Here is an 11,644-nt window from a genome sequence, read left to right on the forward strand (position 1 = left end):
CCCGCCGCGGCGCGCCGCGCGGGCCCGGCGCCGGGCCGCCGCCGCCGCCCCCCCCCCCCCCGGCGGGCCCGGCCGCGCGGGGCTCGGTGTCAGCTGGTCCGTGTCGCCTTGGCGAGGGCCTGGGCGAGGTGGCGGTCGACGAGGGCCGGGGAGCCGGAGACGACCAGGAGCAGGCTTCCGTCGCGGATCGCGGTCTGCTTGACCACGGTGCTCCGCCCGTCGGTGGAGAGCGTCAGGAGCTGGCTCCACTGCTGGTCGCCCGTGTGGGGTGCGGGCAGCTTCTGCGAGGTCACGTCGAGCGAGGTGTCGCCTGTGACGACTTGATAGGTCGGGCAGCCGGTCATGGCGTCGAAGATCCGGTCGATGCCGTCGGAGAGCTTTTTCGCGCGGTCGCTGTACAGCTCCTCGGAGAATTCCGAGTTGCTGTCGCCATAGGTGAAGTCCGCCTTCGCCTTGCGCGGGAAGCTGAGCGTGCCGCCGACAGCGGCGTCGCCGCCCAGCTCGGCCAGGGCCGGGCAGCCCAGGACGGTGACATCGTCGTGCTGGGGCGGACGCTCAGGCTCGGGCAGGTAGCCGCTGCCGAGATCACTCCGGTCGAGCAGGCGGGTCTCCAGCGCGGCCGAGGAGAGGTCGGCCGGCTTCACAACCGCGTCGGACGGCTTTCCCGTCTGGACGGAAGAGCGGGTCTGGTGCTTGACCCCGGTGGTGTCGGTGGAGCAGGCGGGCACGGCGAGGAGGGCGGCGGTGATGCCGAGGGCGGTGATGGCGACGCGAACGCGCATGACGAAACTGACCCCTTGGTGCTGGACGACGGGTGGTCAGTGCGGGCCCGAGGGCCCGGTGGCGTCGTAGGAGTGGTGGTCAGTGCCCGAGGTGGCGCAGGCAGTCCTCGAACGTGGCATGTGTCGCGTCCGCAGGTCCGCTGTTGCGGTTGTACCAGGCGGTGTCGAGGCGGGTCTCCCGCTGCTGGTGGCCTGCCCGGCAGCGCAGCCAGATCTCGCCACGGGTGGAGAGGATAAGCCAGTCCCGGTACGCACCGCACCCTGCGCAGGTAGCCATCTCGCCGTCGAGGACGAGAGGCTGCGCCCAGGGCATCATCTTGCCGTCGACCTGGTTGTGGCTCGGCACCCTCAAATCCGGCGGAAGGAAGTCGTCTACGGTGGTGGCCGGTTCGGCGGGCTCCGGCTCGGGTGCCGGCACTTCGAAGCCGGGCGGGACCTGGCCCTGCAGCTGCGCGTGCAACTCGGCGAATTGCCTCAGAGCGTCGCTCGGCTCCTTGGCCCGGCGGCGTATCCGGTGAAACACCCTGGTGTCCTCCTCTGCTTGGGAACCTCGTCCTGCGTGCTTCACGATCGTGCCCCACGCCCCCGCCGGTTTCAATTCACAAAGTCCACAGTCACCTGCGGCCATGCCAGCAAGCAACGGATACCCGCTTCTCAGCTGCCTCAATGACGAGTTGGCCATGATGCATGTCCAAGACGGCACAATGGCGTTGCCACGGTGTGCCCGATCACACGTCTTCGTCTCCCTCGATCGCTGAGCATCGCGGCGTCTACTGGCTCAACGCGCCCCCCACCTGGGCCATGCAGGTCCGTCCCTCGGGTGTACGGAGGCCAACAGGCTCCACATCGGCCTTGCCCGCCGCGGTTCGATGTGCCCTACGAGCACGCTGTGGCTACAGAGCGGTGCGCTGGCGCTCTCCCGTCTCTGGGCGCTGCGGTGAGGCCGTGTGTCGGCATCCGGCGGTTTTACCGGGTCTGCCGCGAGGTCTCTTCCCCGCTGCGCGCTCTGCCGGGTGCGGAGGGCCTGGTAATTGTCCCGCGTGTCGAGGGCCGGTTCCCCGCTGCGCCGGTCTCCGGCAGAGGGGAGGCGTCGGCGGGCAGGCCGGCGGTCCGACGCATGCGCCACACGAGCACGTCGCTGACAGAGCTCGCGGTGCCGAGTTCGCGGCGTTCGGCAACGTCGGACAGGAGGGCGGCCGGGTCGTGGCCGGCTGCCTCGGCTTCCGCAACGGTGGCGGCCAGGGCGTACCAGCCGGGTTCGGCGAGGATTCGCTCGGCCAGCTCCGGCAGCGCCTCGCGCAGCAGCACGGTCTGCCGCTGGAGTATCGGACGGCTCAAACGCCGGCCGCGCTGGTAGAGCACACCGAGGGGCTGAGCGGAGGCGGCCTGGTAGGCGGTGCGCAGGTGTTCGGCGGCTCGGGTGGCGGCCTCGGCTTGCTGGGCGTGGCCCTTTCTGGCGTGCCAGTGGGCGGCGGCGGTGATCAGGAAGAAGATCATGTCGATCGCCATCGCCGTGGTGGCTCCGTCCTCACCGCGGCCGAGGGCCGGGCCGCCGTGGACGAGGTCGCGGGCAGCCTGCCGCAGGGCTCGATCATGTCCGCGTACGGCGCGGACGTGAGAGCGTGAGGCTCGTTCGAAAGCCGTTGCGGCGTCGCGCAGTTCACGGCGGGTGTTGGCCGCTGACGTCTTGGCGAGGGCATCCAGCACCTCACCAGCCGCCGCGATGTCGGCGGCGGCGAGTGCGTCCTCGCCGTGCTCGACGACAAGGACCGCCTGCCACACGGCAGATGCCGTCGTACGGCGTGCGGCGGCTGGTGTGACCTGCCTCGTACGGATCGCTTTCTCCCGCCGGGCAGCCGGGACGTCTTCGGCCTCGCCGGACCAGCGCTCGCGGATGCGGGGCAACGACAGGTCGGGGGCCAGCCGTGCGCCGGGGTAAAACACCGGCTCGCCGTCTTTGTTCAGGTCGTCCGGTAGGGCGACCTTGTATCCGAGCAGGTCGCCGGAGGGCGCGACGCGCTTGCGGACCAGGAGGCCGGCGGCGGCGAGCCGGTCGAAGAACTCCTTGTCGCTTCGCGCACCGGCCACCGCGCGCCGTACGGCTTCGCGCAGTTCCTCGCGGGCGGTGCGCTCGCGACCCTGCCGTTGAGCTTTGTGGTGTTCGGCTCTGGTGGGCCGCTTTGCCGCGGTGCCGTCGCCCTTGCCGAGTCGGCGCAGACCCAGTTCGGCTTCGAGGATCCGGGCCTGGGCCTGCAGACGGTGGGCGTCGTTGTCGAGGTCGGGTTTGTACCCGTCTTCGCGGACGAGGGTGGCGACGATGTGGATGTGGTTGTCGGCGTGCCGCACGGCCGCCCACCGGCAGCCCGCTCCTGTCTCGGGGTTGTCGATGCCCGCGGCGGCGACCATGCGGCGGGCCACGTCGCCCCATTCCTCATCCGAGAGCATCCGGTCCGTGGCGTCGTTGCGCACAGAAAGGTGCCACACATGCTGCTCCGGGCGCTGTGACGGGTCGATGGTCTCGACGGGCTGGTCCAGGAGCTGTTGGAGCTTTTTGAGGGTCGCGGCGGCGTCGCGGCCGGGGTCGGGAGCGTTGTGATCCCACGAGGCGACGAGGTGGGGGTCGGTGTGTTCCTCGCTCTTGCCCGGTCCGTAGAGGTAGTAGAGGAGGCCGATGGTGCGTTTCCCGCGATCCTGGATCCAGGGAATCATGCTGCTGTCCTCGATCGATGATCAACTGAAGTGGGTAGGGGCAGGCGGTGCTCGCCTGCCGTGAGCGGGAAGTGCTCACCGATGAACTGGGTATCGCCGCTGTCCGGGCTGTCCGGAGTTCTACCGGGTGCTGGCGCGACGGTGAGGGCGAACCGACGGCGTTGGGGGCGGGTGGGGTACCCGTCTGCTGGAGCTGTGTACGCAGTTGTATACCGGCTGAACGCGAGAGGTCAGCCGAGATGGCGTTCGGCGAGTTCAACTTCGGCGGCACGCGCAGCGGAGCAACGTCGTCCTGGCTCCGCCGTCGTCGTTCGGGCGGCCGAGGAGATCTTTCGGGCTCTACGGCGTGCCCACGATTACGTCGCGACTCCTGAGCAGTGGGACACCCGGGGGCTCCGCGCCGTGGAAGACAAGGTCGGGACACTGTTCGACCGGTTTCAGGCGGTTGTCCGGAGCGAGGTTCGCGGGCCACCGGCAGCGCCTCGTGGTCCAGGTGAGCCGCCTGGTCAATCCTGTTCGAGCATCTGGTCGGTGACCGCTTGCACACGTGTGACTGCTCGCTGGACGGCCGAGACGACGGCGTCGAGTTCTGCGGGCTGTCCGCCGCTGTTGAGGGCACGGGCGACCTGGTTCAGGTTGTTGCCGACCTGCCCGAGGTGGCGGCGTGCGGCGAACAGTTCGGCTATCAGTTCTCGGTGGCCGGCGATGAGCGCTGTTGTGTTCTCGGAGTCGTCGGCTGCGGCGAGACCGGCGCGCACGAGGTAGGCGGGCAGGCTCTTACGCGATGAATGGGCCGCGGCGGTCAGCCGACTCCACTCGTCGTCGTTGAGGCGGATGTTGCACATGCGTGCGCGCTTGTTCTTCTGCGGGGAGCGCTTACGTGCGGAAGACACTGGAGTGGCGTCGACGTGGCTTCGCTGCTGCTTCTCCGCCCCTGGCTGCGATCCGCCTCGGGTCGCCGCCTGACGGTCCAGCGCCCCCCGGTGCTGGACCGCTCCCGCCACCCCCGGGGCGGGAGATGGCCAAGCTGCCTTCCCCGACGGGGAAGAGTAGCTTGGCCGATAACTTGCTCCGTCTGGGACCGAGTTGTGGTCCTTGGCAGGTTCGGGGGTGGTGCCGTCGTTGATCGGGTTCATCACCGCTCGGCGTCCGTTGCATCGTGGATGATCTCCAGGATGTCGAGGACGAAGTCGAAGGCGTCCCCTGTGCCGGTGAGGTGGTGGATTTGCTCAGTGGGGGATATCTGGACGAACCACTGGCCCCCCTCCGGGCCGTCGACGGCTGAGTGGATCAGACCGTAGCGGAGGAAGGTGTGCAGGAAGGCCCACACCAGTCGGTCCTCGAACTGGCTGGGTGAGGGGGCAGGCGTCATGACGATCTCCTTGTGATAGGAGTGGCGCGGCCGCCGGCCGGGCCTTGGGGGCTTTGAGCTGCTGCTTCGCGGGTCAACCGCACTCGGGGCAACGCCCGACGTGGCTAGTGAGCGCGCGGGCCATCCGCTGCTTGGTCGATGCCGCCTGCTTCGCGCTGGACTTCGCCGCCGGCCTGCCCGCATGCCGTTCAGAATGAGCGAGCATGAAGGCGATCTCGCGCTCGTACTGCGCACGGACGGTCTCGAACCGATGGCAGGTCTTCATTCGGTGCTCCTTGTCTTCGTAATGGCGTCGCTGCGCAATTGCTGCAAGACGAGGCTCAGTCGTTCGTTCCGACCGCCCGGAAGGCCCTCGTGGCGCAGGATCTCTCGCAGTTGGACGCGGGTGATCGCTTCGTTCCCGTCCCGGTCGAGCAGAGCGCGGACATGAGGACGGACCTGCTCGACGAGCTGGTCCACGGACACCTCCGCCTCGCGAGGCGACTGCGGCATCTGCGCGCTCCGGGACCGTCGCTTCCCCTTTCCCTTGGTCGCCGGGGTCGGCTTCCTCCGAAGCGGAACCTTGCCGCCCCGGTCCCGGGTGGGGGCGGTCCCGGTGTCGGCCGGTCCCCGGTCCCGGGTGGGGGCGGTCCCGGTGTCGGCCGGTCCCCGGTCCTCGGTGGGGCCGGTCCCTGAGCCAGCTCCCGGTCCGTGGCTCCCGGTCCCCGAACGCGCCTCCGTACCAACGTCCTTGGCCCGCGTGGTCGTCGTTTCGTCTGGGGCTGGGAGCGTGGGGACCGGTCTCCGCAGCTCGCTCGGTCCCGGATCTCCGATCGTTTCGGCGGGGCCGTGGGGCCCGACGACCGGGACCGGCACATGTCGAGTCGTCGCAGCTGTTTCGCTGTTGTGCGTCGGGGACCAGGGAGAGGGGAGCGGGATGGTCGCCAGCGCGAGGGCGTGTCGGCGGGCGGCGAGCTGATCGAGCAGCCGAGCGCGCTGGAGAGGGTCGGTGCCGACCGACGCCCTGCCGACTGCCTTGGACAGGCGCCGGGTCAGCCGTCGGCCCCTGCCGTTTCGCTGCTGTTCGGGCGTGCGCTCGGCGAGACGGGCAGCGAGGGCGCCCGCCCGGGCGGGCGCGCGGTCCCTGGTGATCTGGGCGGCGTCGCGGTCTCGCGTGGCGATACCGAGGCGGGACAGCAGGCGTTCGCGGGCCTCCCGCCCCAGAGTTGCGATCAATCCGCGCGACGCAGAGCCCGGGGTGCGCAGGCGCAGCTCGATTCCCATGGCCAGGTGCCACAGCATCGCCGCCATTACCGGACCGACGAAGGCGCGGACAGGACCGCCGATCAAGCCGCTCTCGGCGAAGGCGGGGATCACCTGCACGCTGGTGATCACCCAGACCAGGATGCCCGGGAGGCCGGGGGCACCTTGGCTGGCCAGATTCTGCCGTGCCATCAGCGCAGTCGCGAAGAGTGCGAGCTCTCCCGCGGCGAACATGCCGGCGCGTTCCGCGGTGGCCATGTCGAGGTAGTCGGCGGCGAACCGCCAGCTCGTGTCGGCGCTGTAGGCGGTGCAGCCGAGCGCGGCCAGGGCGGCGACCCGGACCGCCGCGGTGCTGAGCCCCTTCTTCTCACCACCGTTGCGGCGGCGAATAAGCCGAGGGGCCAGAGCGATGGCGAGGGCGACGACCAGGCCGATCGCGAGCAAGAGCGGAATGTCCGAAGCGGCACCGAGAGGCAAGGAAGGGAGGGTCATGCGGCCTTTCCGAACGGGGCGCGCGCCGGGGTCGACGCCACCGGGTGAGACACCGGCTGTCGCGAGCCGGACGGAGGGCTGTCTTTCGCCGCGACAGCTTTCGTCCGCTTCTTCTTGGGCCGGGGCACGCCGTAGCGGCGGTCGCGGTCGAAGATCCTGTTGGCGGCCTGGCGGAGCAGGTCGCGAGCGTGTTTGGGGCCGATGTCCAGGGCGTTGGCGAGCCGGTCGGGGCGCCAGCCGCGCACGTAGGCGTGGTCGATGACGACCTTGCGTTCCGCCTCGGTCAGGTGCACGTCGCGTCCCTGGAAGAACGCGCTCACACGGCGGTAGTCGAGGCGCTGGGGCAGACCGTCGTGCCAGGGACGCCGTTCGGCTTCGGTCAGGCCGCCCCAGATGCCGTCCTTGAGGCTGTTTTCGAGGGCGTAGTTCAGGCACTCGCACCGCACGGGGCACCAGCCACACAGTTCCTTGGCTTCGGCGATGTCCTCGTGGTCGCGGGGGAGGGGGAAGAAAACTGCTTCGGCATCCTCGACGTCCATCCCGTGGCACGCTGCGCGGGTGTGCCAGCTGGTGTCTGCGATGCCGCGCAGGCCAGTGGCCGGCGCGTCGTGAGTGGTGATGTACCGCAAGAAAGTCTCCGATGTACTGCCGCGCCGACCGGTTGGGGCCGGTTCTGAATGCGCGGCGTCGGGTACCAGTCGCGGCGCGAGGGGCGTGCGCCGCGACCAGGAGGGGCGTGGGGTGGCGGTGCTCCGGACGGGGGTGCACCGGCTGTGCGCGGGTCAGGTCATCGCGGGGCGCGGGACCTGTTCGCTCTGCCGTTCGGCGGCGAGGTCGAGGCGGCCGGGATGCGGGGTGGCACGCGGAGCGGTTCCACGCGCTCCGTCGGGTCCGATCCTTCGGCGTCGGCACGGCTCTCCGGGCTGGGCGAGACACCACTCGCAGCGAACGCTCAGGGCATCGGGCTGGCCTTGAGCGATGGCGGCCTCGCGTGCTGCCCGGGCAGGCCGGTAGGGCGCGAGGGCTGTGCGGGCGGCCGGCGGAATGCAGGAGCCGACCTCCCGCAGCCGAATCTTCAGCCTCGGGCTGATCCCTTCATGACCGCTGGTGATGGCCCGAGCCTGAGCGGGCTGCGTCGTGCCGGACGCGACAGCCCGCCGCATGTCGGCCAGCTCGGAGGTCCAGGCGGCCTGGTCGTCCGGGTCGACGGACGGAGTGGGATCGGAGTGCCGGGCCAGGCGCTCGCGCCGGTAGCTCTCCCATGGACGAGCGACATCCGCGGGCAGGATCGGGTACGGCGAGGTACGGATGTGCCGGCGGGCGGCGATGCGGGCGTCCCAGCCGTGCGGCGTGGCCATCGGCACGTCGTCGAGCAGGTGCTGCCACCGGTTGACCTGGTCGCGAGCCTCGTTCTCGTCGGTGAGGCTGGTGCGCGGGTCGAGACGGCCGATGTAGGCCAACAGGGCGGCGATTTCGCGGCGGTCCACGCTCAGCCCTCCGTTCCGGTCGGCTCGTCGAGAGCGGCGAGAAGCGCGGCGGTGTGGGCCTGGGCACGCGTCATCCCGTTCGGCGCGGCGGGGCTCTTGCCACCCACGGCGTGGAGGCTGGGGCGGCTTGGGGCATGTTCGCGGGCGATCCAGGAGCGCCAGTCGGCAGCCCACGCTTCGGCCGGCCTGGGTGTGAAGTCGGCGCGGTGGGCTCGCCACTTCGCGTCCGCTGCTTGCAGGCCCTCTTCGCCGAGGCGATCGAGGTGCCCCTGCTGGCGGGCCCAGGCGTGGCTGGCTGGGTCTACCGTCCAGGCGGCAGCCGAGGTGACGGCAGCACCACTGCTGCTGTACCTACGGTTCCATTCAGGTTCACTACGGTTCTGTGTGCCGGTTTCCGGCACTCCGCTGTGCCGGTTTCCGCCACGTCGAGGTGCCGGTTTCCGTCGGGACCTGCCGGATTCCGCTACTGCCGGTTTCCGGGCCGTGGCGGTGGATTCCGGCACCTCACGCGGGTGGATTCCGTACCGTCGCAGGGCTGAGATCCGTAGTGCCGGGGCGGCCCCAGGCTCCCCGAGTGATGCTTCGCCGCTGGAATCCTGCTGCTCTCGCAGATCCTGCGCGATGGCCTGGGCGGCAAAAGGCAGGCGGTAGACCGTGCTGCGCTGGGGGCCGGCGAAGTCGTCGAGCTGCTCCAGTTCACCGACTTCGAGCAAGCGGTCACGGGCTTCGCGCACCGTGGACACCGAGGCGCGCGTGCGCTGGGCCAGGCTCGACAGCGACGCCCACGAGACGCACTGCTCGTCAGTGACACGATCGGCGATCGACAGCAGCAGCAGGCGTGCCGTTCCGCGGCTGGAGCTGTGCTCCCACACCCACTCGCGCGCTTCGCCGCTCATCGGCCACCGCCGAATACGCAGCGTGGGGAGCAGGGCGTCAAGACGGCGGTGCTGAAAGGTGAGGCGGAGGTCGTGGCCGCCGCCCAGGTCGGGCCGATGCGTCTATCGCGCGGGGTGGGAGGCATGCAACAATCCCCTTTGTTGTGTTGCGACGCTGAAGTGCCCGGTGGAAGGGATCAGCGTGGTGATGTCGGGCAGCCGCCGCCCTTGCCGGGGCGGGCTGTACCGCGGGGCGTACGGCGTCCGGGAGTTCGCACCTCTCGGGCGCCGTCGCTGCTTTCGGACCGTGGACGGTCCGGTCCGTTTGCTGTTTGCTCCCCGTATAGGGGCCGGGCAGGGTGGCCCGGGACGACGAACATACGCACGGGCCCTCGCCAAGATCCAGACATGGTTCTTAAACTCTCCACTAGTTGCAGAAAGTGACGAGGCGGCGGGTTCGATCCGCCCTGCCGTGACCTCGGCTCCGGCGATCGGAGAACCGTTTCTGCGACTGCCCGGACTTCGCGTAGGGCCTCGCAAAGGGGGGCGGTCCGAAGGGGCAGCGAAGTGGACTGTTCGCTCCATTTCGCGGAAAGATGTTCCATTTCGACCACTCCTCGCCCACCATGAGAGTTGAACCTGCTGGTAAGCGCGATTTAAGCGATGCCCCGCCGGGTGAGTCAACGCGGATCTTTTGTCTGCTTTGGCCGCAAAGATCGCGGCGGGGGATGCCTTCGGGTTCCAGTGGTTACGGTCGAGTAAGTCGCTTGTACGCGGCGGGACATGGCAGGCAGTTGAATTCTGAAAAGATGTTGAATATTTGCCGCTCTGGCCCTCCTGGCTGCGATCGAACGAAAACCGGCAAGGTTTTGCCGGTTTCCTCAAGGGGGCGTTCGCCGATTGAAGGACTCGCCCGTTTGGGGTGTCAACATGCCGCGATGTCGGACATAAATATTCGACGATATGTCAGATTGCAGAATCCATTTGTGCGTCTTGCCACATGCAAATGAGACCGTTTATGTTGTGTGTAGTTCCTGTAAGGAGATGCCGGGCGAGAGCTCGGCAGATGCCGTGAGCCCCTTTGGCGTTCCCGCAAGTCGGCGTCTCTGCGGATTCACCGAGGCAGGTTTCGCGTAATGATGGACAGACAGGGTCACGGAGGCGATGAGGTAGTGGACGAGGGAATCTCGCATCGGGGCACCGGCTCGGTGGGCGAAGAGACCTCGGGGGATCACGGAGGGCAGCAACTGGCCGGCCACTTCATGGGGTTCGGTGCACTGCTGCGAAGGTGGCGCAAGGACGCCCGGGTAAACCAGGCACGGGCGGCCAAGGCCCTGGCTATGAGCGAGAGAACGTACCGCAAGATAGAGCAGGGCGCCATGCCGCCCAGGCTGACCCGGGCACAGTGCGAATCCCTCTCTGAACTACTGCAACTCGACCGCGACGAGCAGCACGCGCTTGTGCTCTACAACGTCGGGTCCGGCCTGGTGCCACCCAGCGGCGCCGATCAGCCGGAGCTCCAGCAGGCATTGCGTCTGCTCATCGACCGGCAGATGCCCAGCGCCGCCTACCTGTGCGACCAGTACTGGAATATCTTGGCGTTCAACACCGCCATGGCCGAGTGGTGGCCCTGGGTCATGGAGCGCGATGCGAACCTCATCCGCTGGGCCCTGACCGACCCCGCAGCGCGTACGCAGTACCAGGACTGGGACAAACACGCCTCGGCCTACGTGAAGATACTCAAATTCGCCGCGGCCACCAGACCGGACGACGCCGAGCTGGCCCGGCTGATCGAAGACATCAAGAAGGACGCCGACGTACGTCATGTCTGGGAGACCGAGCACGACATGGGCGAGACACGCGACGGCCACGTCTACCGGGTCCGTGTGCCGGCCCTGAACTGGGAGGTCGTGGAGGTTGTCAGCCACGTGCTCTACCCGGCATCGATGCCCGACTGCCGCTTCGTCGTGATGACCTGGGTCGAAGGCAACGGGGACGACGAGCGCGACGCCCTCGGCGGAACCCGCAACGCGTGGGCCGCCACAACAGCGACCCCCGACGATGTGGCTACCGCGCGGTGGCATGCCCAGACACGTGCGGCCGAGGACGCGGCCACTCGCTGGCGCAGGGAAGCTGCGGCTCTCAGCTCCCGCGCGGTCGTTGCCACAGCCGAGGACGCTTCGCTGCATGCAGGCAAGGACGGTGTGCCGCTGCCGGCCGTCAGCCAAGTCCTGGGCCCCAACGCCCAACTGACCCTCGCACCCGGCAAGGGCAGTGTCGTGTGGGCCGTGGAGGAGGGGGTCGGATGCTGGTCCGTCACCCACGTCTCACCGGCCACGGTGATCGCCCGCGTGCCCAGCGGCGCCCTGGAGGGCGAACTCCTCACGGAGATGCGCCATCTGGTCCGCGCCACGCTGCCGGCCGACACCACTGCGGCAACCGCCCGCATCGCCGAACTCCTCAACGAACGTGACACCGAGCAGCGCGTGCTCCGCGACCTCCTGCACACCATCCAGCGCAGTGGCCCGAGCGAGGACGGCGACCGCGGCGTACGCCAGAAATCCTAGATTCCCACCGTGCTGCCGAACCGCGTTACCAGCACCTAATGTCCTGAGTCGGTAGTTCGCTTGCGGTTATAGGGTGGGGCGATGCCTGGTCCGAAGCCGTTGCCGCTGGAGTTGTCCG

Annotated in this window: 11 protein-coding genes; 1 reads left to right on the forward strand and 10 read right to left on the reverse strand. The window is 69.0% G+C overall.

The features are described from left to right. Nucleotides 1-89 precede the first annotated feature (89 nt). The 10 genes from LCE31_RS28690 to LCE31_RS28735 all read right to left on the reverse strand — a co-directional run bounded on the left by LCE31_RS28690 (nucleotide 90) and on the right by LCE31_RS28735 (nucleotide 8,980). Nucleotides 90-782, reverse strand: a complete 693-nt coding sequence (locus LCE31_RS28690; protein WP_225019305.1) for a hypothetical protein — start codon at nucleotides 780-782, stop codon at nucleotides 90-92. 79 nt (nucleotides 783-861) lie between these two features. Further along, nucleotides 862-1,305, reverse strand: coding sequence for a hypothetical protein (locus LCE31_RS28695; protein ID WP_225019307.1), 444 nt, complete (start codon nucleotides 1,303-1,305; stop codon nucleotides 862-864). Nucleotides 1,306-1,748: 443 nt separating this feature from the next. Beyond that, entirely contained in the window at nucleotides 1,749-3,491 is a 1,743-nt protein-coding gene (locus LCE31_RS28700; RefSeq protein ID WP_225019309.1) for a relaxase/mobilization nuclease domain-containing protein, read from the reverse strand. A 506-nt stretch (nucleotides 3,492-3,997) separates the two neighbouring features. Then, nucleotides 3,998-4,384: a plasmid mobilization protein gene (locus tag LCE31_RS28705; RefSeq protein WP_225019311.1), complete on the reverse strand. Its 387-nt coding sequence runs from the start codon at nucleotides 4,382-4,384 to the stop codon at nucleotides 3,998-4,000. A gap of 242 nt (nucleotides 4,385-4,626) precedes the next feature. Then, nucleotides 4,627-4,863 carry a hypothetical protein gene (locus LCE31_RS28710; RefSeq protein WP_225019313.1) on the reverse strand — a complete coding sequence of 79 codons (237 nt, stop codon included), beginning with the start codon at nucleotides 4,861-4,863 and terminating at the stop codon, nucleotides 4,627-4,629. A gap of 73 nt (nucleotides 4,864-4,936) precedes the next feature. Beyond that, on the reverse strand, nucleotides 4,937-5,128 hold the full coding sequence (locus LCE31_RS28715; RefSeq protein ID WP_225019315.1) for a hypothetical protein: 192 nt from the start codon (nucleotides 5,126-5,128) through the stop codon (nucleotides 4,937-4,939). Continuing rightward, nucleotides 5,125-6,597 (reverse strand): hypothetical protein, encoded by a 1,473-nt coding sequence (locus LCE31_RS28720; protein WP_225019317.1) that lies wholly within the window; start codon nucleotides 6,595-6,597, stop codon nucleotides 5,125-5,127. The genes LCE31_RS28715 and LCE31_RS28720 overlap by 4 nt, the downstream gene beginning before the upstream one ends. After that, nucleotides 6,594-7,226, reverse strand: coding sequence for a WhiB family transcriptional regulator (locus tag LCE31_RS28725; RefSeq protein ID WP_225019319.1), 633 nt, complete (start codon nucleotides 7,224-7,226; stop codon nucleotides 6,594-6,596). The genes LCE31_RS28720 and LCE31_RS28725 overlap by 4 nt, the downstream gene beginning before the upstream one ends. 153 nt (nucleotides 7,227-7,379) lie before the next feature. Continuing rightward, a complete protein-coding gene (locus LCE31_RS28730) occupies nucleotides 7,380-8,084 on the reverse strand; it encodes a zinc finger domain-containing protein (protein ID WP_225019321.1) in 705 nt (234 codons plus the stop codon). A 2-nt stretch (nucleotides 8,085-8,086) separates the two neighbouring features. Next, nucleotides 8,087-8,980, reverse strand: a complete 894-nt coding sequence (locus LCE31_RS28735; RefSeq protein ID WP_225019323.1) for a helix-turn-helix domain-containing protein — start codon at nucleotides 8,978-8,980, stop codon at nucleotides 8,087-8,089. Between the two features lie 1,241 nt (nucleotides 8,981-10,221). Here LCE31_RS28735 and LCE31_RS28740 point away from each other — a divergent pair. Continuing rightward, complete coding sequence (locus LCE31_RS28740; RefSeq protein ID WP_225019325.1) at nucleotides 10,222-11,526, forward strand: helix-turn-helix transcriptional regulator; 1,305 nt, start codon at nucleotides 10,222-10,224, stop codon at nucleotides 11,524-11,526. Nucleotides 11,527-11,644: the final 118 nt, after the last annotated feature.

This window comes from Streptomyces sp. 8L (genome assembly GCF_020176795.1).
GTDB lineage: Bacteria > Actinomycetota > Actinomycetes > Streptomycetales > Streptomycetaceae > Streptomyces.

Bases quoted from the DNA above. Each gene is read 5' to 3' on its own strand.
- LCE31_RS28720 (WP_225019317.1), bottom strand. From the start codon at position 6,597: ATGACCCTCCCTTCCTTGCCTCTCGGTGCCGCTTCGGACATTCCGCTC.
- LCE31_RS28690 (WP_225019305.1), bottom strand. From the start codon at position 782: ATGCGCGTTCGCGTCGCCATCACCGCCCTCGGCATCACCGCCGCCCTC.
- LCE31_RS28700 (WP_225019309.1), bottom strand. From the start codon at position 3,491: ATGATTCCCTGGATCCAGGATCGCGGGAAACGCACCATCGGCCTCCTC.
- LCE31_RS28735 (WP_225019323.1), bottom strand. From the start codon at position 8,980: ATGAGCGGCGAAGCGCGCGAGTGGGTGTGGGAGCACAGCTCCAGCCGC.
- LCE31_RS28740 (WP_225019325.1), top strand. From the start codon at position 10,222: ATGGGGTTCGGTGCACTGCTGCGAAGGTGGCGCAAGGACGCCCGGGTA.
- LCE31_RS28715 (WP_225019315.1), bottom strand. From the start codon at position 5,128: ATGAAGACCTGCCATCGGTTCGAGACCGTCCGTGCGCAGTACGAGCGC.
- LCE31_RS28710 (WP_225019313.1), bottom strand. From the start codon at position 4,863: ATGACGCCTGCCCCCTCACCCAGCCAGTTCGAGGACCGACTGGTGTGG.